Below are 22133 nucleotides of genomic sequence, written 5' to 3'. Positions count from 1 at the left end.
GGGGTTCGATGTCTATTACATCGGCCCGCGCGACCGAAAACGCCGTCGTCGAACAAGGGCTAGCAGATAGCCAGCTCTTCATTGCACTCAAAATCAGCGGAAACGAGAGAAAAATGATCAGGAAAATATTCATCGCGTTTGTGGCAATTCTATCGTTGTCCGCGTTTCAGGCACAGGCGGCGCAGGATAATCCCGGCGCAGACCTAATCGTTTACAACGCAAAGATATTCACCGGCACCAAATCGCAGCCTGAAGCTTCCGCGTTGGCGGTAAAAGCGGGCCGCATTTACTCCGTCGGTCGAGATGCGGACATCCTGAGCCTGAAGGGCAATAAGACACAGCTTATCGATGCGGGCCAGAGGCGCCTGATTCCCGGAATCAACGACGCCCATACCCATGTCCTCAACGAGCGCGGCTACAACTACGTCGTAAGGTGGGATGGAGTTCCAACCCTCAAGCGCGCGTTGGCCATGCTAAGCGAGCAAGCAAAGCGCACCCCCGAGGGCCAATGGGTAAAGGTCATTGGCGGCTGGTCGCCCTATCAGTTCAAGGAGAACCGGTTTCCCACATTGGATGAGTTACGCAAGGCGGTGCCTGACAGGCCTTTGATCGTGCAATACGCCTATAACCGCGCCTTCATGAATGATCTGGCCATGAAAGCATTCGGTGTTGGAACCGACAAGTTCCCAACGCCGCCTGGCACCGAGTTCGAGAAAAATGCCAACGGCAACTTCACCGGCGTTGTCCATGGCTACACCTTTACGTTCATCCCGCTGGAGTTCATGGTTCCTCAGGCGTCCTTTGAAGAGCAGGTGAGTTCCATCACGAACGCCATCAACGACCTCAATCGCTTCGGCATTACCTCCATCGTCGATGCAGCACCCCTGATCGGCTATCCCGTTGGGCACACACCAATAGATACGTTGATCAAAGAAAGGCGGCTCAACGTCCGCTTTCCGTTCATTGACCTCCAGTTCGGCGACGAGAGCAGCGCCAGCCTGGTAGATGCAGAGATCAATGCGGTCACCAAGAAAGCGCCCATCAGTGCGGGCCAGAACTTGCATCCCACAATGGCGCATGGCTATGAGTATGAAGGTGCCGGCGAGTTGCTCAGGATGGAGTTGCACGATCACGAGAACTTCGACAGGCCGGCAGTCATCATCGATCCGGACCTTATGCGCACAAAAATGGAGGAAGACATCACCAAGCTAGTGCAGCATGGCATTCCCTTCCGCATGCACGTTAGCTACAACGAAAATATCTCGCCCTTTCTCGATGCACTGGAAAGCGTTAATCGCAAGAGGCCTCTTGATGGTCTACGCTGGAGCATCGAGCACGCCGAAACCATTTCCCCAGAGAACATCGCCCGCGTCAAGAAGCTAGGCGGTGGCATTGCCCTGGATACGAAGATGGCCTCCCACGGAGACGGCTTCATCAGGACCTATGGCGTGGAGAAAGCATGGTATACGCCAAGATTGCGTGAGCTGGTGGATAGCGGAGTTCCTCTGGCCATGACCACAGACGCTTTCCGCGCGTCCACCTTCAATCCGTGGGTAGGCATTAGCTGGATGACCACCGGTAAGTCGGTGTCGGGCTCTGTAATCCTGGCAAAAGACAACCGACTCACACGCGCCGAAGCGCTCGCATTGTTCACGGTCGGGCCGGCCTGGTTTGTCCAACAAGAGAACGAGATGGGCAAAATATCTCCTGGCAACCTCGCTGACTTTGCCCTACTGGACAAGGACTACTTCACGGTGCCCGAAGACCAGATCAAGACCATCTCCTCCGTCCTGACCGTCGTCGATGGTCGGGTCGTATTCGGCGCGCAAACCTACGCCGATCTTGCTCCCAAGTTGCCGCCTACGCTGCCTGAGTGGTCGCCCGTGAAGTATTTCGGCGGCTACTACCAGTCCAAGTGATATCAACTCGCGATATGCCTTACTGACGAATTTAGCGCGCCCTTTAGAGGGCGCGTTCGGTAGTGCAACCGGATCGCAGAGTCCCGGTTGTACAACTTGTCCGAGCCGGTCCAAGCCGGTCTTAGAGTGCCCCCAGCCCTCGCCCCCTCCACTCTCTGGGCGAAACTCCCGCCTGCGCCTTGAACGCCCGTGACAAGGCCGACTCGCTCGCGTAGCCCACTTCATCCACCAGCAGCTTCAAGGGTTTGCCACTGCGCAGCCCCTTCTGCACCAGCAAGATCCGCCACCGCTGCAGGTACTCGCCGGGTGTGCTGCCCACGGTGCTGCGAAACGTCTGCGCGAAGGAGCTGCGCGACATGCCGGCAGTCGCGGCCAGTGTCTCCAGCGTCCAGTTTTCACCGGGCCGCTCGTGCATCGTGGTGATCGCGCGGCGCAGGCGCGGATGCGCTAGCCCCGACATCAATCCTGCGTGCCCCCGCTGTTCTTCCATCTGATACCGCAGCACCTGGATTAGCACCAACTCGAAAAGGCGCGCCAACACTTCGCCACGGCCGCAGCGCTGGTCAAACGCCTCCTCAAACAGCAGATCCAGCAACGGGCGCGCACTGCCCAGCTGGTCCAGCGGCAGACAGACGAAGTCCGGGAGCGCGGCCACCAGCGGATGTTCGGCCGCGCCGTCGAAGCCGAGGTCGGCGCAGGCCAATTCCGCGCCCTCGGGGTCGTCGATCACGAAGCGATGGGCGCAGGGCCGCGGATACAGCAGCAGGCTCGGCTCGGTGAGGGTGATCGGCTTGCCGGCGGCGTGGTGTACGACCAAGGTGCCGCGCCGGACCAGATGCAACTGGCCCAAGGTTGGGCGCATCGGTATTTCGTGGGTGCCGCACAGGGCGCCGGCATGCAGGATGGCCGCCCGCACCGGGAAGTGACCCAGCAGAGCCTCAAGTCGGTCGGTCATTTTTGGACTCATTGACAAGTTATGTGGACTTTACAGCACATAAAAGCCAAATGAAACGAGGATAGTGTCCTTACCGGGAACGACCCGGCCCACCCAACCCACTACCAAGGAGCCACCCGTGAACATCCTCGCCCCCCTGGTCCTCGCTACCGCCCTCAGCCTGGGCACCGCGTCTGCCGCCACCCCCACTCCAATCGCCGATACCCGCCCGACCGTGGTGCTGGTCCACGGCGCCTTCGCCGACGGCTCGTCATGGAACAAGGTCATCCCGTTGCTTCAGGCCGAGGGCTTGAATGCTGTCGTGGTGCAGAACCCTTTAACTTCGCTTGAGGACGACGTAGTCGCCGCCAACCGGGTCATCAATGCGCAGACGGGTCCGGTCGTGCTGGTCGGCCATTCCTGGGGTGGTTCGGTGATCACGCAGGCAGGCGGCCATGACAAAGTGAAGGCCTTGGTCTATGTCGCCGCATTCGCACCGTCGCTCAATGCCGCTCCGGTGGTCGACACGAAGGACTTCCCGACGCCGCCGGGCTTCGCGCACTTCATCGCCGACGCCGATGGTTACCTGACCCTGCCCGCCGACGCGATCGCCCGCGACTTCGCGCAGGATGTCAGCGCCGAGGAGGCAAACCTGATCCATGCCACCCAGGGCGCAGTGCGTGGCGCCAACTTCGAACAGCCCGTCACCGTGGCCGCGTGGACCAGCAAGCCGTCGTGGTACATCGTCGCCGCCCAGGACCGCATGATCGACCCGGGTGCGCAGCGTGCGCTAGCCAAGAAGATTCGCGCGACCACCGTGGAGCTGCAAACCAGCCACGTGCCGATGGTGTCCGACCCTGAATCGGTGGCCAAGGTGATCGTCGAAGCAGCGCGAGCGGCGGCGAAGTAATCCGGGCGAGGATCGCTGCCGGGGGTTGCAACGACCCCCGACAGCTTGTCGAAGCATACGGATATGCCGCCTAAGTCCTTTATAAAGTGAAAATAAAAACTAGTAGTAAGTGATGGAGATCTCCCCGTGAGGTGATCAATAATCCAACTCGTATTACTAGACGACACTTGGCAATACGACAGCCATTCAATGATGTCTCCTTTCGGCCCGGAGCGGATATTCGCGAAAATTAACGGGCAGACTTAGCTTATCGGCCCATTGAATTGAGTGGTCCCGGAGGGTGCGAGCCACGCTCAGCGTTAGTGGCCACGTGAGCGAGCTCGCCACAACCCGTGTGGTAGACTTTTTGCGGAAGGGGAGTAGCTCCCAATCGCTGTCGCCGTCAATACGAGCGTTTTTGCTCCGGTGCAGTAGCGCCTCAAACATGAGGCGCGAGCAAGACCTTCGCGTTCAGGCATGCCGAATTCACACGGTGTGCTTGTCTTGGTCTGCCCGTAGTAGCGGGTGGAGTCCTTATCGCGAAGAGAGCCCCATGGAAGCTTTAGCCAACCCAGAAGTATGGATCGCACTTGCCACCCTCACTGCGCTCGAGCTGGTGCTGGGGATCGACAACATCATCTTCATTTCAATCTTGGCCGGGCGGTTGCCGCCCGAGCAGCGAGATCGCGCACGCAAGATCGGCATTGCACTCGCTGCGATAACGCGGCTCGCACTGCTGTTAGTCGTCGCCTGGATCATCGGGCTCACTGCCCCGCTATTCACGCTCTTCGACCAAGCGTTCTCCTGGCGCGATCTGATTCTGATCGGCGGCGGCCTCTTCCTTATCGGCAAGGCAACTCACGAGATCCACCAGAAGCTCGAAGGTGCATCGGAGCACGTCGTAGTTTCTGCGGCGGCCACGTTTGGCGGAGTGATTGCGCAGATCATGCTCTTGGACATCGTGTTCTCGCTTGATTCGATCATCACCGCGGTGGGAATGGTCGACGAGCGATGGATCATGGTGACCGCGATCCTGATCTCGATTGCCTTCATGCTGATGTTTGCACGCCCCATTGGGGACTTCGTCGAACGGCATCCAACGGTGAAGGTACTTGCGCTCAGCTTCCTCATCATGATCGGTCTGGTACTGATCGCCGATGGGTTTGGTCAGCACATTTCCAAAGGATATGTGTACACGGCGATGGCGTTCTCGGTCTTCGTAGAGTTGATCAACTTGTGGATTCGTCGCAAGGAGGAAAATAAAAGGCAGTCGCAAGCGCTGCCTTGACGAGCCTGCGGGGGCAAAGCAGCCATTCGCGAACAGCAGACCCAGAAATTCAAAGCTTATGAAATAGCGGGCCTGATCTTGTCGGCGGGGGCGATCAGAGAAACGCGCAGGATCTAATGCTCATGCTCACCGTCCTAGCCGAGCTGTAGAGCGGGTCCCGTTCTGTCGAGCCTCAATGCCCGGTCCTGGCCGGAAGCGGACACTGGGTCGATTCAAATGGTCGCCAGCGGGCCGGTCAACTTATGCTTTCTATGGGCGTCCAACTTATGGTTACTCCCACATACGCATTCCGACGTGCATTTTCTGGAGTGCCCCAGAACGCCGACACGTTACGTTTCCAGGATCACCACACTCTCGATGCCTTGGCGGAACATCTTCGTGTACGGGCAATTCCGCTCGGTATTGCGCAGCAGCTCTTCCGCCAGTGCGCGATCGACGCCAGGCATCGCAACGCGAATTTCCGAGGTAAGCAGGAACAGGCCGTCGATCGGATCCCTGCCGAAGGTGACGGCGGCGGTCACTGTGACGTCCGGGATATCTAACCCGCGGCGCGCCGCCAGCAGGCTGAGCGCGCCATGGAAACAGGCGGCGTATCCAGCGGCAAGCAACTGCTCCGGATTGGTTCCGCCGCCGTCGCCTCCCAGCTCCTTGGGCAGACGCAGGTGCAGTTCCAGCTCTCCGTCCTGCGACCGTGCGATGCCTGAAGCGCGTCCATGCACCGCTTCGCCGCCGGTGACCACGACCGTGCCGGTGTAGAGCGCTTGCACCTCATCGCCATGGAATTTATCCAGGAGACTGGTGGGTGGTCGGCGCAATCGTCTCATTGGAATTCCCTGGATCTACCGGCGCGGACATCGAAAATCTAAAGGTTGCGTGGTCAAGCCCGCCGTGTACTTACTGCCCAGGGGCGAAACGCGCGAATTCAGAACTGCGCAGCCAACCCACGAAACCAACCTTTCCCAGCCATGCGCCATCGGCGGGAACCAACGTATCCGGTTCAAGCTCAGCGCCGAAGTAGGGGGCGTGGACATCGGAAACCAGCGTCTTCGGATCCTGGGTAAGGGTCATAAATCGCTGTGCAAGTTTCGACAGATGCTCGCGCTCCGGGCCGGCGATCTCGACGACGCCATTGGCCGGCGCCCCGAGTGCAACGCGGGCTACCGCGTCGGCCACGTCGTCGGACACGATGGGCTGCACGAAGGCAGGGGAGAGTCGAACTGTGTCGCCCTCGGTGCCCCCTTTGATGATGCTGGGCAGGAACTCATAGAACTGGGTGGAATGGATGATGGTGTAGGGAATCCCGGATTCCTTGATTAGCCGTTCCTGGGCGATCTTGCCGCGGAAGTAACCGCTGGCCGACAGCCTGTCGGTGCCGACCACCGACAGAGCGATATGGTGCGCAACGCCTGCCTTGGCCTCGGCGGCCGCGAGGTTGCGCCCTGCAGTCTGGAAAAAATCCAGAACCGCCTGGTCCTCGAACGAGGGTGAGTTGGCCAGGTCGATCACCACACGGGCGCCGGCAATGGCCTCGTCCAAGCCTTCGCCGGTCAGCGTATTGACGCCTGAGGAAGGTGCGGCGGCCAGCACTTCGTGGCCCTGCTGGGTCAGGCGCGCGACGACCTTGCTGCCGATAAGGCCGGTACCACCGATCACGACGATCTTCATGTTTCACCTCTTTAGAAGGATGGGTCGTCCCTGCGTTTGCCAACAAAGCAACGGGACAGAACGGCGGAAAGACGAATCTGCTCCGGACGTGGTTGGAATCGTATGTCTCCTCCGGGATGTGCCGATAGGTACCCCGTTGGATTCACAGTGTTGCCCGCTATGCACCAATCGAGACCCGGCTTCGATCTCTCCGGCCCTTGCAATCGTTCTGCCGAAGGAGATACCCCTGATTGCTACGGCCTAAAAAAGTCGGAGACAGGGCTTAGCTCAAGCGCAAGGATTAGAGAGGCCACGCAATCAATGAAAACGCGCGCGAATTGTTGCGTGGTGGACAACATGATGCGTCCGCAGCCAGGTCTACCGTCGTCCGGAACGCGGACCTAACCTGCTTGCAACGAGGAACGACGATTTCCACGTTGCCCCATCCCAACTCCTCCCCGACAGAGAACTTGCCATGACCCAGCGCATCGACTATCAGAAGCAATCCCCGGAACTCTTCAAGAAGTTCGTCGAGTTCAATACGGCCATGAAGGATTCGGCCATCGAAGAATCTATTCGTGACCTGGTCGTGATCCGCGCTTCGCAGATCAATGGCTGCTCTTTCTGCCTGGACATGCACGTCAAGCAGGCGACCCTGCACGGTGAACGTCCCCTGCGCCTGTATCACGTCGCCGCCTGGCGCGATTCCACGCTGTTCATTCCGCGCGAACGCGCAGCCCTGGCCTGGACCGAAGTGCTGACGCAACTGCCCGCGCAAGGTGTGCCGGACGAACTCTACGACCGCGTTCGCAGCCAGCTGTCGGAGAAAGAAATTTCCGATCTGACTTTCCTGGTGATGGCGATCAACGCCTGGAACCGCGTGAACGTCGGTTTCAAGACCGTGCCCGGTGCTTACGACAAGGCATTTGGACTGGACAAGGCCAATCTGGCCTGATCGCGGCCGACCCGAGTTGTTCAGGCGGGCATCCGTATCCAAATGACGCCACGCCACTAGAGAAAAGAGGAAACGGTTATGCAAGCACCCGCACTAATCTTCGGTTCGCTGCTGCTTCTGATGTCCGGGATGGCCGCCGCCGGACAAGCGACCAAGACGCTGGAGCCGAAGGTCACTCCGTTGATGACGCAGGCATTGAAGGATCATCCAGGCAAGGAGGTGCTGATGATCACCGTTGAATATCCCCCCGGTGGCGCCGATCCCGTCCACCGGCACGATGCCCATGGCTTCATCTACGTGCTCGAAGGTTCCATCGTGATGGCGGTGAAGGGCGGCAAGGAAACCACGCTGCTGCCGGGGCAAACCTTTTATGAGGGTCCTGAGGACGTTCATACGGTGGGCCGTAACGCCAGTGCCAGCCAACCGGCCAAATTTCTGGTCTTCCTGTTGAAGGACCAGGGCGCGCCTGTCTTCATACCCGTGGACTGAATTGCAAAGCGTCAATGCTTCTTGTCCGCCGTAACGAAGAAGACGGATGTCAGTTCGTCGAGGAGGCTGTAACGGGCGTGCACTTTCCATCCGTTCGTGCACGGGACAACCCACGTCGGCGCGGTGTCCCCGCGTAATTCCGATCAGCGACACGGCGAGACGGCGGACAAGAAGCCCCAGTTAGCGAAGTTCCACCCCACTATCGGAAAACCCATGAAGCTCTATTACTTCCCAGGCGCCTGTTCCTTGGCAGACCACATCGTTCTGAAGTGGACAGGTATCGCTCATGAAGCCTTGCGCATGAGTCGAGAGTCGATCAAGTCGGACGAGTATCTGGCGATGAATCCGAACGGAAACGTGCCGTTGCTTGCGCACGACGATTTCATGTTGACGGAGAACGCCGCGATTCTCGGATACATCGCCGAACAGCGCCCAGAGGCGGCCTTGCTAGGCGACGGCAGTACCCGCGGCCGTGCAGAAGTAGTGCGTTGGCTGGCCTACCTCAACTCCGACGTGCACGGGGCGTTCAAGCCACTCTTCTCCCCGGCACGTTTCCTGCCCGACGAATCGTTGGCGGAAGCATTGGGCGACCAGGCGCGATTGCAGATCGCCACCCACCTACAGCGCCTGGATGGCCAACTCGAAGGAAAAGATTGGCTGGTGGGAACCCGATCGGTCGCCGATCCCTACCTGTTCGTCATGTTGCGCTGGGCGGTCGGGAAGAACATATCGCTGGAATCGTTCAAGAACCTTTCGCGCTTCCTGGAACGGATGTACGCCGATGCAGGCGTGTTCGCGGCGATCGCCAATGAAGAAGACGCGCTCGAATAGGCCACGCTCGAATAGGCATTGGAACCGGGACGTCCCGTCTCGCGAATTCATCGAGAGGAGATTGCGATATGGCAGTCAAGTTTGTCCGCATCTATCCGAAGAACCGCTTCCTGGCGTGGACCGAAGAGCGGTTGCCGGTGCTGTCGTTCCTGGCCTCGCATACGACGGGCTACTACACGCCGAAGAATCTAAACATCTGGTACTACTTCGGTGTGTTCGCGTTGCTGGTTCTGGTCAATCAGGTCGCCACCGGCATCTTCCTGACCATGTTCTACAAGCCCAATGCGGCCGAGGCATTCGAATCGGTCGAGTACATCATGCGTGATGTGGAGTGGGGCTGGCTGATCCGCTACATGCACAGCACCGGCGCTTCTCTGTTCTTCGTCGTGGTGTATATCCACATGTTCCGTGGCCTGATGTATGGCTCGTACCAGAAGCCGCGCGAACTGGTATGGATCCTGGGCATGCTGGTGTTCCTGGTGCTCATGGCCGAGGCCTTCATGGGCTATGTGCTGCCTTGGGGACAGATGTCGTTCTGGGGCGCCAAGGTCATCATTTCGCTGTTCGGCGCGATCCCGGTGATCGGCGACGGCCTGACCGAATGGATCATGGGCGACTACCTGCCCGGCGACGCCACCCTCAACCGCTTCTTCGCGCTGCATGTGATCGCGCTGCCGCTGACCCTGTTGCTGCTGGTGACGCTGCACATCCTTGCGCTGCACGAAGTGGGCTCGAACAATCCGGAAGGCATCGAAATAAGCGAAAAGATCCGGCCGGACGGAGTTCCGCTGGACGCCATTCCCTTCCACCCGTACTACACCGTTGAGGACACGCTCAGCGTGTTCCTATTCCTGCTGGTGGCGGCCTTTATCGTCTTCTACGCACCCGCGCTGGGTGGCTGGTTCCTGGAGCACGACAATTTCACCGAAGCCAATCCATTGGTGACCCCGGCACACATCAAGCCGGTTTGGTACTACACGCCCTACTACGCAATGCTGCGGGTCGTTCCGCACAAGCTCAGCGGCGTGGTCACTATGTTTGGGGCCATCGCAGTGCTGTTTCTGCTGCCCTGGATCGATCGCGGAAAGATCCGATCAATCCGCTACCGCGGTAGGGGATTCAGGATCGCCCTCATCGTCTTTGCCCTTTCGTTTGTGCTGCTGGGTGCAGTCGGCGCCGGCGTCATGGCCGAACTGATCCCTGCATGGCTTGGTCCGGACGTGCCGGCCAACACCATCGAGAACTGGTTCGGCCGCTTCCTGGTGTGCGTCTATTTCGGCTACTTCGGATTCCTCTGGGTCTACACCCATTTTGAAATCGAAAAACCCCGTACGCCGCCCGATCGAATCGACGCAGGAGTTGCGGGTGAAGTCCTTCGATAGACAAGCATCGCTCGGAATCTGCGGCATCAGTCGCGACCCCCATCAGGAAACCCAGAACCATGTACGCCGGTAGATCCTACAAATTTGCGGAATTCATCGTCTGGACCAGGCGCCCGTTGTATGCGTTGATAGTCCTCAACGTTGTACTCGTCGCGCTCTACCAGGCCTTTGGCTTCAAGTGGTTATCCATACCCTGGGGGATCGTATTCCTCCTGGGCACGACTGTCGCCCTGATGGCCGGGTTCAAGAATGCGCAAACCTACAACAGGATCTGGGAGGCGCAACAGATCTGGGCTTCGATTGCGGCGATGAGCCGTCTCTGGGGCTCGATGAGCAGGGATTTCCTGACCGACGCCAAGGATTCAAGACATTTGGTCTATCGCCATCTGGCGTGGTTGACGGCGCTGCGTTACCAGATGCGCGACAGCAAGGCCTGGGAAACGCTCAAGAAGGCGCCCAATGCCGAGTACAGGAAGCACTATGGAGTTCCTGAGAAAGAGAATGCCCTGGAAACGGAAATAGCGAAGTACGTGTCCGCAGAAGAGACAAGGCGGATTCTCATCGCCACCGGAAAGGCGACGCAGGTACTCGGCCTGCAAAGCGAGGCGCTCAGGGACATGCTGAGTGCGGGAACGATCCCGGCAAATGTCTTCATCGAGTTGCAGAAAGTCCTCAAGGAATTCCACGACCAGCAAGCGAAAAGCGAGCGGATCAAGAACTATCCGTACCCGCGGCAGTACGCGATAGTCGGTGCGATATTCGTCAGGATTCTGTGCGTCCTGCTGCCGCTGGGAATGATCGGCGAGCTGGAGCGCATGAACCAGGTCGTCGGCGGCGCGATGGCAGGCCACATGGTCTGGCTGGCCATCCCCTTGAGCGTGCTCATTTGCTGGATGTACGCCGCGCTCGATCAGGTGGGGGAAAGCAGCTCCAACCCGTTCGAGGGCGGAGCGAACGACGTACCGATCTCGCAAATATGCGCCTCCATCGAAATCGATCTGAGAGAACTGCTTGGTGAAATCGGACTACCGGCCAATGTCCTTCCCTCCAACCCCATCGTGATGTGATTTCGAGAGGAGTCCGAAACATGAAAGTCGTAGTGGCTGGCGGAAATGGTCTTGTCGGCGCCAGGCTCGTGGCCAGGCTCAGGTCCCGTGGGTATGAGGCGATAGCGGCTTCGAGAAGGTCCGGCGTCGATACCGTCTCCGGCGAAGGATTGAAGGAAGCGCTGAGCGGTGCGCACACCGTGGTCGACGTGACCAATGCGCCGTCGTTCGAGGAGCCGGAAGTTACCGAGTTCTTCAGGGAGTCGAGTCGACAGCTGCTTGCTGCGGGGGAAAACGCTGGCGTTTCCCATCACCTGGCGCTTTCGGTTGTCGGCACTCAGCGTCTGCAGGCCAGCGGGTACTTCCGTGCGAAGGAAGTTCAAGAAAGCCTCGTCAGGAACTCGAATGTCCCTCACACCATCGTGCAATCGACGCAGTTCTTCGAATTCATGGCCAACATCATTCCACCCGGCAGTGGTGAGGAGAACGTCCACCTATCGCCTGCCCTGGTGCAACCGGTGGCCGCGGATGACGTCGCCGATCTTCTGACCGACCTGGTGGCCGCGCCGCCATCGCGCGCAACCCTCGAGATTGCCGGACCGGAATCCTACCGGTTATGCGATCTCGTTCAATGGATGATGTACAGCTATCAGGACAACAGAGCAGTCATCGCAGACCAGGCTGCGAGCTACTACAACGCGATCCTGGACGACCGCACGCTCACGCCAGGAGCGAACGCATTGATTGCCAGAGCCAACTTCAAGGATTGGCTCGATGGCTACCTGTCCGGCTCGATCCAGATTCCGCATGTCCACCATCCCGATCCCATGGCTCACACACGATAGTCCCTTACAAGTTCAACCACCCCCCACGCGAGGCATCCAAAAATGAAAAGTCTGACCAGCTTCATCTCCACCGCCGTCCTTGCCATGGCAACCAATGCCGCTCAGGCCGCGAGCGATGGTTCGGCGCCTGCACCGGCCTCCCGGCCGCACGCCGCGAGCGCCGTATCGCACACCTCCAACTACATGACCATGAAGGACGGTACCCAGATCTACTACAAGGATTGGGGCAGCGGTCAGCCTGTGGTCTTCAGTCACGGATGGCCCCTCAGTTCCGATAGTTGGGAATCTCAGATGATGTTCCTGGCCTCCAAGGGTTATCGCGTCGTTGCGCACGACCGCCGTGGCCACGGCCGTTCCAGCCAGCCGTGGGACGGCAACGACATGGATCATTACGCCGACGATCTGGCGACCGTGATCGAAACGCTGGATCTCAAGAATGCCGTGCTGGTCGGATTCTCGACCGGTGGCGGGGAGGTCGCGCGCTACGTCGGACGCCACGGCACCGGCCGCGTAAGCAAGGTGGTGCTGGTTAGCGCAGTGCCGCCCCTTATGTTGAAGACGCCGTCCAATCCGGGCGGCCTGCCTGTCGAGGTCTTCGACGGTTCGCGCAAGGCTTCGCTGGAGAATCGTTCGCAGTTCTATTTGGAATTCGTCTCCGGGCCGTTCTATGGATTCAATCGTCCAGGCGCAAAGCCGTCGCAAGGACTGATCAATTCGTTCTTGATGCAAGCCCTGATGGGCGGGCACAAGAACACCTACGATTCGATCGCGGCCTTCTCGGCGACGGATTTCACCGAGGATCTCAAGCGGATCGATGTACCCACTCTGGTGATCCACGGAGATGACGATCAGATCGTCCCTATCGATGCGGCGGGCCGTGCCTCGGCGAAGTTGATCAAGGGCGCAAAACTGATCGAATACGCGGGCGCACCGCACGGTATTGCGGAAACGCACAAGGAGCGCTTGAACAAGGATCTGCTGGACTTCATAGGGCAATGACGCCGGCCACGTCCATGGAATGCAGATAGATCCAGCGGACTCCGCTTATAACGATTCACAGGCGCTACCAATCCCCCACAAGGAAAACAGCATGAACAAGTTAATTGCAAGCCTGATCCTGATCGTCTCAGTAGTCCTTAGCCCGGTTGCCGCCGCGCAGTCGGACAAGCCAACTATCGTCCTGGTGCATGGCGCATTCGCCGAATCCTCCTCGTGGAACGGCGTGGTCGCGATCCTGCAGAAGCAGGGCTACGCCGTAGTTGCTGTCGCCAATCCGTTGCGAAGCGTCAAGGGCGATGCCCAATATCTGGACGGTATCGTCGGCTCCATCAAGACGCCGGTCGTACTGGTGGGCCACTCGTACGGTGGGCTGGTGATAGGCGAGGCCACCGATTCCAACCGGAACATCAAGGGACTGGTCTTCGTTGCCGCATTCGCAGCCGAAGCGGGGGAGACCGCGGCGGGACTTTCGGGAAAATTTCCCGGCAGTAGCCTCGGCTCGGCACTCGCTCCGCCGGTTGTGCTCTCGGGCGGCGGAAATGACCTGTACATCCGTCAGGACAAGTTCCACGGCCAATTCGCCGCAGACGTGTCCGAGTCAGATGCGAAGCTCATGGCGGCGTCGCAACGCCCGGTGACCGAAGCGGCGCTCAATGAACCCGCCGCTGGTGCGATGGCCTGGAAGCGGATCCCTTCGTGGTTCGTTTACGGCGACCAGGACAAGAACATTCCAGCGGCCGCGCTTGGTTTCATGGCCCAACGCGCGGGCTCGAAGAAGACGGTCGTGGTGCCCGGCGCTTCCCATGTCGTGATGGTGTCGCATCCTCAAGCCGTCGCAGACCTGATCCTGATGGCCGCGCGATCCAAGTAGCCCTTTCGTGCGAGGACCCGCAGCTTGCGATTCATTCCAGTCGACGAGCTGCGGGTCCCCGGCGTGCGGGACGAATATTCCGCCATGAATAGGAATTCCCATGACAATTGAACCCGATCCGAATCGTCGCCGTTTCCTGGAGAACGCAGTTGCCACAGCGGCACTCTCCCCACTTGCCGCGCTAGCCACGCCGACGCTCAGTCACGCGATGGGTGCGACCATTGCCGGTAGCCCGCCGGCCCACGCGGGTGACGGCTTGCCATTGATGCGCCTGCAACCATTGAAGTACGTCGATGCCGGCGTGCTCAATATCGCCTACTACGAAACGGGGCCGACGGATGGGCCCGTCGCAATGCTTCTGCACGGCTTTCCTTACGATATCCACAGCTATGTGGATGTGGCGCCGATGCTGGCATCCCGCGGCATGCGGGTCATCGTGCCCTATCTCCGCGGCTATGCGCCTACGAGATTTCTGGAAGCCGGCACGATGAAATCGGGTGAACAGGCTGCCCTCGGTGCCGACCTTATCGCGCTCATGGATGCACTTGCAGTGGAGCGGGCGGTGGTCGCAGGTTATGACTGGGGCGGCAGGGCAGCGTGCGTCGCCGCCGCGCTCTTTCCGGAACGCTGCACGGGTTTGGTCTGCGTCAACAGTTATCTGATCCAGGATATCGCCGCATCGCAGCGGCCGGTACCGCCGAAGGGGGAAGTTCCCTTGTGGTACCAGTACTACTTCCATCAGGAGCGGGGGAGGGCCGGATTGCAGCAGTACCGGCGAGAGATCGCGCGCACGCTGTGGACGCAATGGTCGCCCAACTGGAGATTCAGCGACGCTACGTTCGAACGCGCCGCAGCGGCCTTCGACAGCCCGGATTTCGTCGATGTCGTCATTCATTCTTATCGGCATCGTTTTGGACTTGTGCCCGGAGACGGACGGTACTCACAGCTTCAGGAACGGCTGAGCCAGCTACCTTCTATAGCGGTGCCGGCCATCACTCTGGACGGTAGCGGGGACGGAGTCGTCGCGGCGAACGACGGCAAAGCGACCGCGTTTCGGTTCACCGCGAGTCGTCTGCACCGAATTGTCCCGGATGTCGGCCATAACTTGCCTCAGGAGGCGCCCCAAGCTTTCGCCGCTGCCGTAGCCGAGCTCGTTGGAGCCTAGCAGCCGACAGTAGCTGGTCATCCAGATTCCCCCTCCGCCTCGTACCTGGATGAACCACTTTTATTGCGCGGATCCGAAAACGGATCGCGGCTCTTTCTGCGCTGGGATTCGAACTAGCGGAAAACCGCCATGCCGGGCAAGCAGGATGAATCAAAGTTCGATGATGCCCCGTCGCGCCGCCACAGTAACGGCGTGGGTTCGGTCGGCGACGTCCAGCTTGGAGAATATGCTCTTCAGGTGTCCTTTGACCGTCTCTTCGGACAAGCCAAGCTCCGAGGCCACCTGCTTATTCGCTTTCCCGACCGATACGAGCCGAAGCACAGCGATTTCGCGTTCGGTCAAAGCCTCATCGACCACATGGAGCGCGATCTCGTCGGCGACATCGCGGTGAACGTGGCGCTGACCGCGATGAACGTTGCGAATCGCATCGATCAACTCGGTTCGCAGACTGCTCTTCAGCAGATACCCGGTCGCGCCGGCCTTCAACGCGCGAACCGCCTGCACATCGCCGGCATAGGTGGTGAGCACGATGATCCTGGCGCCGGGATGCTCCGAGCGGATCGCGATGATCGCATCAACGCCGTTCATGCCCGGCATCTGCAGGTCCATGAGCGTCACATCGGGGCGCAGTGCGCAAAAACGCTCGACGGCTTCGCCCCCGTCGCGCGCTTCGCCAACCATTGTCATGTCGGTCTGATTCTCCAGAATCGCGGCAACGCCATCGCGGAGTACGGGATGGTCGTCGACGACCAGAACGCGGATTTTCGAATCGTCACTCATGGGCCGGATTCCTCTGCAGAAAACGCGGCAGCCAAACCTGTCGGCGTGGCCTACGCTTGGCAAACGCCAGCTCGGCCGGCAAGGTCAGCGTAACTTCTGTACCCTCGCCGGAGCTACTGCTGATGTTGATGCTGCCGCCAATCCTCTCGGCGCGTTCGCGCATACCGATCATGCCGAAATGGCCGTCCTTGTGGCCATGCGTCAGCACATGCTCAGGAATTCCGATGCCGTCATCCCTAATGCGGATGGTCAAATGGTGCGCCTCGAAGTCGATCGCGATCTCGGCGGACAACGCGTTTGCGTGGTGAACGATGTTGAACAAAGCCTCGCGGACGATCCTGGTGATTTCCGCGGCGACAAGCGGATGCAAAGGCCGCGGCTTTCCCTCAACGACGATGCGAACCGGGATCGGCGGTTCGAACGGCGCGGCTGCCACCAGCTTCTCGATGATTGCGCAAAGGTCGTCTGTGCCTTCGGAGCCGCGCAGATCGCGCACGCGGTTGCGGGCGTCCACTACTACATCTTCGGCCGTCGCCAGCGCCGCCTCGAGCTGTTCTCGCGACTTCTCCTCAACTGGAATTCGGTCTGCCACCGCTTGAAAACGAAGGATCAAGCCCTGGACGCCTTGCAACAGCGTATCGTGGAGCTCGCGCGCGATGCGTTCGCGCTCTCCAATGCGCTCCTCCAACCGGCTGCGGATGCGATGCGCGATCTGTGCCACGCGCAACCGATACAGGAACCATAACGAAGCAATCGCCAGCCCGGAGCAGAGCAAAAGGAACCAGACCGATTGAACGAAGGTAGGCGGAATCTCGAAGTCGAGCGTTGCGCCGGTTCGGTTCCACACGCCATCGTTGTTGGCGGCGATGACGCGAAATTTGTACTTGCCCGGCGGAAGATTCGTATAGAACGCCTGTCGTCGCGTTCCCGGATCGACCCAATCCCGGTCGAAGCCTTCGAGCTTGTATCTGGCGCGCACGCGGCTGGGGTCGGCAAAACTAAGCACCGCGAAATCGATTTCGATATTGGCCGTCGCCGCCGACAGTTTCAGCGTCGTTGGATCGCGGTACACACGGCCATCGCCGTTCATCGACTTGATCGTAAGACTCGGAGGAAGCGCATTGCGAACTATGCGTGCAGGATCCATCCATAGCGTCCCGGTTTCGGTCGCAATCCACAATCGCCCATCGCCGCCACGCACCATGGACCGTTGCGAGTGCGAGTGCGGGCGACTCGTCAGTCCGTCGCCGAGGCCGAGCGATAGCATGGGCACTGGAAATACCTTGTCGAGAAAAGCGCGTTCAAGCGCTCGCGGTTGAATCCGAACCAGCGATTTTGGATAGGCCAGCCAGGTATCGCCTTCCGGAGTCTGCACCATCCCGTTGATGCGACTACGCGGGGACGCTTCAGCGGCCCGCACGGTATCCACACGTCCTGCGCGGAATCGGGATAACCCGAAAGCGCCAACGGCGAAAACATAGTCTCTGGCCGAGTAGAGCGTGAGCACTTTGAGGTCGCTTGTTCCAAAGTCCAGACGCGTGACCGTTCGCCCGCCATCCTCGATCCAGACCAACCTGTCTCCCACTTGGACGACCACACCGCCTTGCGGCGTTCGGACCATGGTTGTCGGATAGAAGTCGGTTCGATTGTCAGGCTCCAGAACCAGTTCCCATCGCCCCTGTCTGTACCGGTGCACGCCGCCTCCGGCAGCGGATATCCAGTAATCGCCGTGCGCATCGAAGGCGCAGTCATAGATTATGTTGTGATTGGCGTCCTTGTCGGGACGTTCGATCGTCTGGCGGATGCCGCCGTTTGCCCAGACGACGATCTGCGTTGGCAAGCCAATCCAGATAGCGCCATCAGGCGCTTCGCACAGGCTCTGCGGTTCCACGACATCGCGTATGAACGGCTCCGGCGTCCTGCCGGGCCTGACGCGATAGATCGTCCGCGCTTGACCAATATAGACGCTACCGTCGGACGCGATCAAAAGTTTGTCGCCATAAACAGCGGGGGAAGCAAGCGCAGATTCGGCGATCAGCGTCGCGGGCCGGAACTTGTCCAACCCTCGCTCAGTGCCAATCCAGATGTTCCCTTCCCGGTCTTCCAATACCTGGTTAGTCACGTCCGAAGACAGCCCATCGCGGCTGGTGAAGGATTCTGTCTCGGCGCCGTCGGTCCCGGAAGGGACACGCGGCCCCGCCAGACGCTGCACGCCGTCGTAGCGCGTCGCGATCCAGAGATTTCCCTCGTGATCAAGTAGCGGCGCGCCCCGAATTTGCGCGTCGCCGGTGCTATAAGGCGCGCTCAGCGAGGCCGGCGATCCGCGCCCGCCAGGTCCTGTGATGGGATAGCTTCCACGTTTCTCGGAGAGCCATATTCGGCCCGCCGCGTCCTGAGATACCCTGGTGTTGAGCCCCTTCCGATAGATTTCGAAGCGCGTTGCGCCTGGCGGTAAACGTGCGACCCCCGTGCTACATGCGATCCAGACCGCGCCATCGGCCGCCACGAGCATGTTCGCGGAATTTATTTTCGGAAGACCATCGGCCGCGTTGAACGTTCGCCAGCGTCCGTTGTGGAAGCGAAGCACTTCCGCATCGTAGTTCTCAGTCAGCGCCCAAATCGCGCCGTCCGCACCTTCCGCCATTGCAACGATGCGGCTCGGCGCAGCCGGTGCGTCCAGAATGCGCAATGCGCCTCGCCGATAGACCGCGAAGTGGCGTGAGGTCTCGAAATTGGTCCAGACATCGCCGCTGCGGGTCACCAGCAACGCGCTCGGCTGATCGTGTTTCTGGTCACCGCCTTCGGGCTTGATCAGCTCGAATCGGACGCCATCAAATCGGAATAGCCCCTCTCCCGTCGCAAGCCAGAGAAAGCCGTCCTGCCCTTGCGCAATGGCCAGCACCGGCGCCGGCGCTTCGCTTCCCTCAATCCAGCGCTGGTGCGAATAGTGCACAAGACGACGGGGTTCTTCCGCACGCGTCGCCCAAGGCAGACCCGCCAACACGTAAAACAGGAAGATTCTGAGTGACCACACTGTCGCTTTCGCCCGTTTCTCGGCTTCGACCCACAAGCCCACTTTGTGGTTTTGCCGCCTGAACCGCAAACATCCTACCCTCGACAGGTGCGTTGTGGCATCCCCCGATCGGGGCTTAGTGGAAGGGCGATGGAACGATATCGTCGGTGGATGACCAAATACGCGTACCGCTACCCCGATGGTGTCGTAGGAATTGCCTTGCTGTTGGTTCGCATGTGCTATGCGTTCGTCGCCTTTGGCGTCGCAGCAGCGCTATCGAAAATTTTCGTAGGCGCCGGCTTTTTTCCTCTGGCTGCGGGGCTGGCTGCCTTGTTATTGGTGATCGGGTTTGCGACTCGCGTGATCGCCCTGCTTCTCGGCATGGCGGTCGTCGTTGCCCTGGTCATGTCCTCCATTTCGGTCCAGCAGCTGCTTCTTGCCGGCCATGTTGGCGGCTGCACGGCCATCGCGCTGATGGGGGCCGGCGCTTTCTCAATCGATGCTCGACGCCACGGACGCCGCGTCATTCGACTCCAAACCAACACCCCGGATCGAGGGGCCAACGACTGACCTGTCCTGGGATGCCATGCAAGCGGTATTGCTGGCAGTTTTGGTGGACCGCGCCGACGACACGAGGGCACCATGTCAATCATCTCACTACCTAGAGAGTCGTTTGATCACCGCGATCCGTTGACGTCCAGCTTGTCGGCCAGCTATGCGGGCGTGGTCGCCTTCATAGCCGTGGCCAACGAAGGCAGCTTTTCCAGAGCCGCCGATCGGCTGGGGATTGGTCGCTCCGCGGTCAGCCGGAGCGTGCAGAAGCTGGAGGGCCAACTCGAGACGCGCCTTTTTTTGCGTACGACACGCAACACCACGATCACCCGCGAGGGCGAGCTGTTCTACGAGAATTGCCGTCCCGGAGTCGAGCGGATCCTGCAGGCCATGGAAGAAATGCGCGACCTGCGCGAAGGTCCGCCTCAAGGACAGTTGAAGATCAGTGCTCCTCATGGATTCGGCCGCAAGGTCGTCGCGCCACTGCTGGCGGAATTCCGGACGAATTTCCCGGCGGTGGCGCTGGAGCTACAACTGGAGGAGCGCACGGTCGATCTGGCGACCGACGGAGTCGACGTCGCCTTTCGCGACGGCCGTTTGGAAGACAGCCAGGTCATCGCCAAGCAGTTGATCCCTATGCGGATGCACGTTTGCGCGTCGCCCGAATATGCCCTTCGGCACGGGCTGCCGCAGTCCGTCGACGATCTGGCCGCGCACGCCTGCATCAACCAACGTCTGGCGAATGGCCGTTTGCAGTCCTGGGATTTCAAGATCGATGGCCATGCACGCAGCATTACGCCGAATGCGGACATCGTCGTCAACGATTCTTCTTTGGCGATGCGGGCGGTTCGCGACGACCAAGGACTAGCACAGTTGCCGGCGTACCAGGTCTGCGACGCGTTGCGAGTCGGAACACTGGTGGCATGCCTCGCCCACGTCGTACCCGACGATCGCGGACACTACCTGTGCTACCTGAGTCGCCAGCAGTTACCCAAGCGTATCCGGGTGTTCATCGACTTCATGACCACCCGGATCCGCGCCCTGGATCTCGATTACACCACCATCGAACAGAGCGCACGGCGCCAATCCGCCGCAATCCCGATGCCCGCCACCGAGACTGACGTTGCGGCTTGAACCGAAGAATTGATATACGGCGGACAATACCGCGCCAGCTGGCGCGGGACTGCTGTCGTCGTAGTGGACCATCCATTTTCCGCATGGCCCACTGTCCGCCTTCGTGGGAATGAGCGGTATCGTAAGATGAATCGACAGCGCTCATCGTTCGCGAATGGGCGCGCTCGCCAGTTCGCTTAGCCACGGAGATCCGCATGACCACACGCCGTCGTTTTCTGCATTCGACCCTGTTGGCCGGCAGCGCGCTGGCCTTGCCGCGGGGTGCAGACGCCGCGACCCCATCCTCGCGCACGCGCGTGGTGTCGACCTGGGATTTCGGCGTTGGCGCCAACCAGGCGGCGTGGCCGGTGCTGGCTCGCGGTGACGGCGCGTTGGATGCCGTGGAAGCCGGCGCGCGCTGGGCCGAAGGCACGCTTTGCAACAGCACCGTTGGCCGCTGCGGCTATCCCGACCGCGACGGCACGCTAACGCTCGACGCCAGCATCATGGACGGCGACGGCCGTTGCGGCGCGGTGGCGGCGCTCGAGGATATTGCGCACCCGGTTTCGGTCGCGCGCGCGGTGATGGAGAAGACGCCGCATGTGCTGCTGGTCGGCGACGGCGCGCAGCAGTTCGCGGTCGAGCAAGGGCTCGAGAAACAAGCACTGCTGACGCCCGAAGCGAAGCAAGCCTGGCGCGAATGGTCGAAGGCCGCAAAATATCAGCCGCAGATCAACGCCGAGCGCGCGAAGCAACCCGGCAATCGAGACAACCACGACACTCTCGGCATCCTCGCGCTCGACGCCGATGGCCGTCTTGCCGGCGCCTGCACCACCAGCGGCATGGCGTGGAAGCTGCATGGCCGGGTCGGCGACAGCCCGATCGTCGGCGCCGGGCTGTACGTCGACAACGAGGTCGGCGCCGCCACCGCCTCCGGCGTGGGCGAGGAAATGATCCGCAATGCGGCCAGCTTCCTGGTAGTCGAGCTGATGCGCCAGGGTCGCTCGCCGATGGATGCGTGCCGCGAGGCGATCGAACGCGTGGTGCGCAAGCGCCCGGAAGCGAGCAAAACCTTGCAGGTGTGCTTCCTGGCGATGAACAAGGCGGGCGAGGTCGGGGCGTTCGCGTTGCACCCCGGCTTCGTCTACGCGGTGTGCGATGCGGGGAAACAAGACGCGCTGCTGGAGGCGCGTTCGGTCTATGCGTAGAGGTAAGGCGTGATTCTCTATCCCGTTACGCAGCGGCTTGCATTCGAATGATCGGGTTCATCATTTCGTTCGGAATGACGAACGCTTGAGTCCGTAGGATCTGTCTCGAATCGACGGTGCGTTTCTTGGTCGTAGCGGTGGTTTTCACAGCGACGCCGGTCAAGCTGGGATGACGTCGGCGGCGCCCGCGTGTGCGTAATCGCGCTGGTG

Annotated in this window: 20 protein-coding genes; 15 read left to right on the top strand and 5 right to left on the bottom strand. The window is 60.3% G+C overall.

Translation table 11 applies throughout. The features are described 5' to 3' along the window. Positions 1–8: 8 nt before the first annotated feature. Entirely contained in the window at positions 9–1919 is a 1911-nt protein-coding gene (locus AC1DTQ_RS04875) for an amidohydrolase (RefSeq protein ID WP_477848415.1), read from the top strand. A gap of 121 nt (positions 1920–2040) precedes the next feature. Here the strand turns inward: AC1DTQ_RS04875 and AC1DTQ_RS04870 are convergent, their stop codons facing one another. Next, complete coding sequence (locus AC1DTQ_RS04870) at positions 2041–2874, bottom strand: AraC family transcriptional regulator (RefSeq protein WP_477848414.1); 834 nt, start codon at positions 2872–2874, stop codon at positions 2041–2043. 118 nt (positions 2875–2992) lie between these two features. Here AC1DTQ_RS04870 and AC1DTQ_RS04865 point away from each other — a divergent pair, with 118 nt between their 5' ends. Together AC1DTQ_RS04865 and AC1DTQ_RS04860 are read left to right on the top strand one after the other, a co-directional pair. After that, positions 2993–3763, top strand: coding sequence for an alpha/beta fold hydrolase (locus AC1DTQ_RS04865; RefSeq protein WP_477848413.1), 771 nt, complete (start codon positions 2993–2995; stop codon positions 3761–3763). A 532-nt stretch (positions 3764–4295) separates the two neighbouring features. Beyond that, positions 4296–5030, top strand: coding sequence for a TerC family protein (locus tag AC1DTQ_RS04860; RefSeq protein ID WP_477848412.1), 735 nt, complete (start codon positions 4296–4298; stop codon positions 5028–5030). 329 nt (positions 5031–5359) lie between these two features. Here AC1DTQ_RS04860 and AC1DTQ_RS04855 read toward each other — a convergent pair whose 3' ends face one another. Together AC1DTQ_RS04855 and AC1DTQ_RS04850 are read right to left on the bottom strand one after the other, a co-directional pair. Next, complete coding sequence (locus AC1DTQ_RS04855; protein WP_477848411.1) at positions 5360–5854, bottom strand: Ohr family peroxiredoxin; 495 nt, start codon at positions 5852–5854, stop codon at positions 5360–5362. 70 nt (positions 5855–5924) lie between these two features. Next, positions 5925–6695, bottom strand: a complete 771-nt coding sequence (locus AC1DTQ_RS04850; protein ID WP_477848410.1) for an SDR family oxidoreductase — start codon at positions 6693–6695, stop codon at positions 5925–5927. A 454-nt stretch (positions 6696–7149) separates the two neighbouring features. Between AC1DTQ_RS04850 and AC1DTQ_RS04845 the strand changes: the two genes are divergently transcribed. The 9 genes from AC1DTQ_RS04845 to AC1DTQ_RS04805 all read left to right on the top strand — a co-directional run bounded on the left by AC1DTQ_RS04845 (position 7150) and on the right by AC1DTQ_RS04805 (position 15257). Continuing rightward, entirely contained in the window at positions 7150–7629 is a 480-nt protein-coding gene (locus AC1DTQ_RS04845; RefSeq protein WP_477848409.1) for a carboxymuconolactone decarboxylase family protein, read from the top strand. A gap of 78 nt (positions 7630–7707) precedes the next feature. Then, on the top strand, positions 7708–8118 hold the full coding sequence (locus tag AC1DTQ_RS04840; protein ID WP_477848408.1) for a cupin domain-containing protein: 411 nt from the start codon (positions 7708–7710) through the stop codon (positions 8116–8118). Between the two features lie 213 nt (positions 8119–8331). Further along, positions 8332–8949, top strand: a complete 618-nt coding sequence (locus AC1DTQ_RS04835) for a glutathione S-transferase family protein (RefSeq protein WP_477848407.1) — start codon at positions 8332–8334, stop codon at positions 8947–8949. Positions 8950–9017: 68 nt separating this feature from the next. Then, positions 9018–10331: a cytochrome b gene (locus AC1DTQ_RS04830; RefSeq protein ID WP_477848406.1), complete on the top strand. Its 1314-nt coding sequence runs from the start codon at positions 9018–9020 to the stop codon at positions 10329–10331. A gap of 59 nt (positions 10332–10390) precedes the next feature. Next, complete coding sequence (locus AC1DTQ_RS04825; protein WP_477848405.1) at positions 10391–11398, top strand: bestrophin family protein; 1008 nt, start codon at positions 10391–10393, stop codon at positions 11396–11398. 20 nt (positions 11399–11418) lie between these two features. Further along, the gene (locus AC1DTQ_RS04820) at positions 11419–12222 is read left to right on the top strand and encodes an SDR family oxidoreductase (protein ID WP_477848404.1); all 804 of its coding nucleotides are present in this window, start codon (positions 11419–11421) and stop codon (positions 12220–12222) included. A gap of 42 nt (positions 12223–12264) precedes the next feature. After that, complete coding sequence (locus tag AC1DTQ_RS04815) at positions 12265–13221, top strand: alpha/beta fold hydrolase (protein WP_477848403.1); 957 nt, start codon at positions 12265–12267, stop codon at positions 13219–13221. Between the two features lie 91 nt (positions 13222–13312). Continuing rightward, complete coding sequence (locus AC1DTQ_RS04810) at positions 13313–14092, top strand: alpha/beta fold hydrolase (protein ID WP_477848402.1); 780 nt, start codon at positions 13313–13315, stop codon at positions 14090–14092. A 100-nt stretch (positions 14093–14192) separates the two neighbouring features. Next, on the top strand, positions 14193–15257 hold the full coding sequence (locus tag AC1DTQ_RS04805) for an alpha/beta fold hydrolase (RefSeq protein WP_477848401.1): 1065 nt from the start codon (positions 14193–14195) through the stop codon (positions 15255–15257). Positions 15258–15407: 150 nt separating this feature from the next. Here the strand turns inward: AC1DTQ_RS04805 and AC1DTQ_RS04800 are convergent, their stop codons facing one another. Beyond that, positions 15408–16037, bottom strand: a complete 630-nt coding sequence (locus tag AC1DTQ_RS04800) for a response regulator transcription factor (protein WP_477848400.1) — start codon at positions 16035–16037, stop codon at positions 15408–15410. Continuing rightward, positions 16030–19107 (bottom strand): ligand-binding sensor domain-containing protein, encoded by a 3078-nt coding sequence (locus tag AC1DTQ_RS04795; protein ID WP_477848399.1) that lies wholly within the window; start codon positions 19105–19107, stop codon positions 16030–16032. The genes AC1DTQ_RS04800 and AC1DTQ_RS04795 overlap by 8 nt, the downstream gene beginning before the upstream one ends. A 114-nt stretch (positions 19108–19221) precedes the next feature. On the opposite strand from AC1DTQ_RS04795, the gene AC1DTQ_RS04790 reads away from it, so the two are divergent. The 3 genes from AC1DTQ_RS04790 (at position 19222) to AC1DTQ_RS04780 (ending at position 21923) form a co-directional block, all read left to right on the top strand. Continuing rightward, entirely contained in the window at positions 19222–19620 is a 399-nt protein-coding gene (locus AC1DTQ_RS04790; protein ID WP_477848398.1) for a hypothetical protein, read from the top strand. A gap of 72 nt (positions 19621–19692) precedes the next feature. Continuing rightward, positions 19693–20736, top strand: a complete 1044-nt coding sequence (locus AC1DTQ_RS04785; protein ID WP_477848397.1) for a LysR family transcriptional regulator — start codon at positions 19693–19695, stop codon at positions 20734–20736. A gap of 194 nt (positions 20737–20930) precedes the next feature. Then, positions 20931–21923 (top strand): glycosylasparaginase, encoded by a 993-nt coding sequence (locus tag AC1DTQ_RS04780; protein ID WP_477848396.1) that lies wholly within the window; start codon positions 20931–20933, stop codon positions 21921–21923. Positions 21924–22133: the final 210 nt, after the last annotated feature.

The organism is Pseudoxanthomonas sp. P4_B2 (assembly GCF_056402315.1).
The sequence above is the reverse complement of the archived record's forward strand: the minus strand, read 5'-3'. Positions and strand labels throughout refer to the sequence as shown.

Coding starts and splice junctions, on each gene's coding strand:
- AC1DTQ_RS04875 (WP_477848415.1), top strand. CDS start 9: ATGTCTATTACATCGGCCCGCGCGACCGAAAACGCCGTCGTCGAACAA.
- AC1DTQ_RS04870 (WP_477848414.1), bottom strand. CDS start 2,874: ATGACCGACCGACTTGAGGCTCTGCTGGGTCACTTCCCGGTGCGGGCG.
- AC1DTQ_RS04860 (WP_477848412.1), top strand. CDS start 4,296: ATGGAAGCTTTAGCCAACCCAGAAGTATGGATCGCACTTGCCACCCTC.
- AC1DTQ_RS04855 (WP_477848411.1), bottom strand. CDS start 5,854: ATGAGACGATTGCGCCGACCACCCACCAGTCTCCTGGATAAATTCCAT.
- AC1DTQ_RS04850 (WP_477848410.1), bottom strand. CDS start 6,695: ATGAAGATCGTCGTGATCGGTGGTACCGGCCTTATCGGCAGCAAGGTC.
- AC1DTQ_RS04845 (WP_477848409.1), top strand. CDS start 7,150: ATGACCCAGCGCATCGACTATCAGAAGCAATCCCCGGAACTCTTCAAG.
- AC1DTQ_RS04840 (WP_477848408.1), top strand. CDS start 7,708: ATGCAAGCACCCGCACTAATCTTCGGTTCGCTGCTGCTTCTGATGTCC.
- AC1DTQ_RS04835 (WP_477848407.1), top strand. CDS start 8,332: ATGAAGCTCTATTACTTCCCAGGCGCCTGTTCCTTGGCAGACCACATC.
- AC1DTQ_RS04830 (WP_477848406.1), top strand. CDS start 9,018: ATGGCAGTCAAGTTTGTCCGCATCTATCCGAAGAACCGCTTCCTGGCG.
- AC1DTQ_RS04825 (WP_477848405.1), top strand. CDS start 10,391: ATGTACGCCGGTAGATCCTACAAATTTGCGGAATTCATCGTCTGGACC.
- AC1DTQ_RS04820 (WP_477848404.1), top strand. CDS start 11,419: ATGAAAGTCGTAGTGGCTGGCGGAAATGGTCTTGTCGGCGCCAGGCTC.
- AC1DTQ_RS04815 (WP_477848403.1), top strand. CDS start 12,265: ATGAAAAGTCTGACCAGCTTCATCTCCACCGCCGTCCTTGCCATGGCA.
- AC1DTQ_RS04810 (WP_477848402.1), top strand. CDS start 13,313: ATGAACAAGTTAATTGCAAGCCTGATCCTGATCGTCTCAGTAGTCCTT.
- AC1DTQ_RS04805 (WP_477848401.1), top strand. CDS start 14,193: ATGACAATTGAACCCGATCCGAATCGTCGCCGTTTCCTGGAGAACGCA.
- AC1DTQ_RS04800 (WP_477848400.1), bottom strand. CDS start 16,037: ATGAGTGACGATTCGAAAATCCGCGTTCTGGTCGTCGACGACCATCCC.
- AC1DTQ_RS04790 (WP_477848398.1), top strand. CDS start 19,222: ATGACCAAATACGCGTACCGCTACCCCGATGGTGTCGTAGGAATTGCC.
- AC1DTQ_RS04785 (WP_477848397.1), top strand. CDS start 19,693: ATGTCAATCATCTCACTACCTAGAGAGTCGTTTGATCACCGCGATCCG.
- AC1DTQ_RS04780 (WP_477848396.1), top strand. CDS start 20,931: ATGACCACACGCCGTCGTTTTCTGCATTCGACCCTGTTGGCCGGCAGC.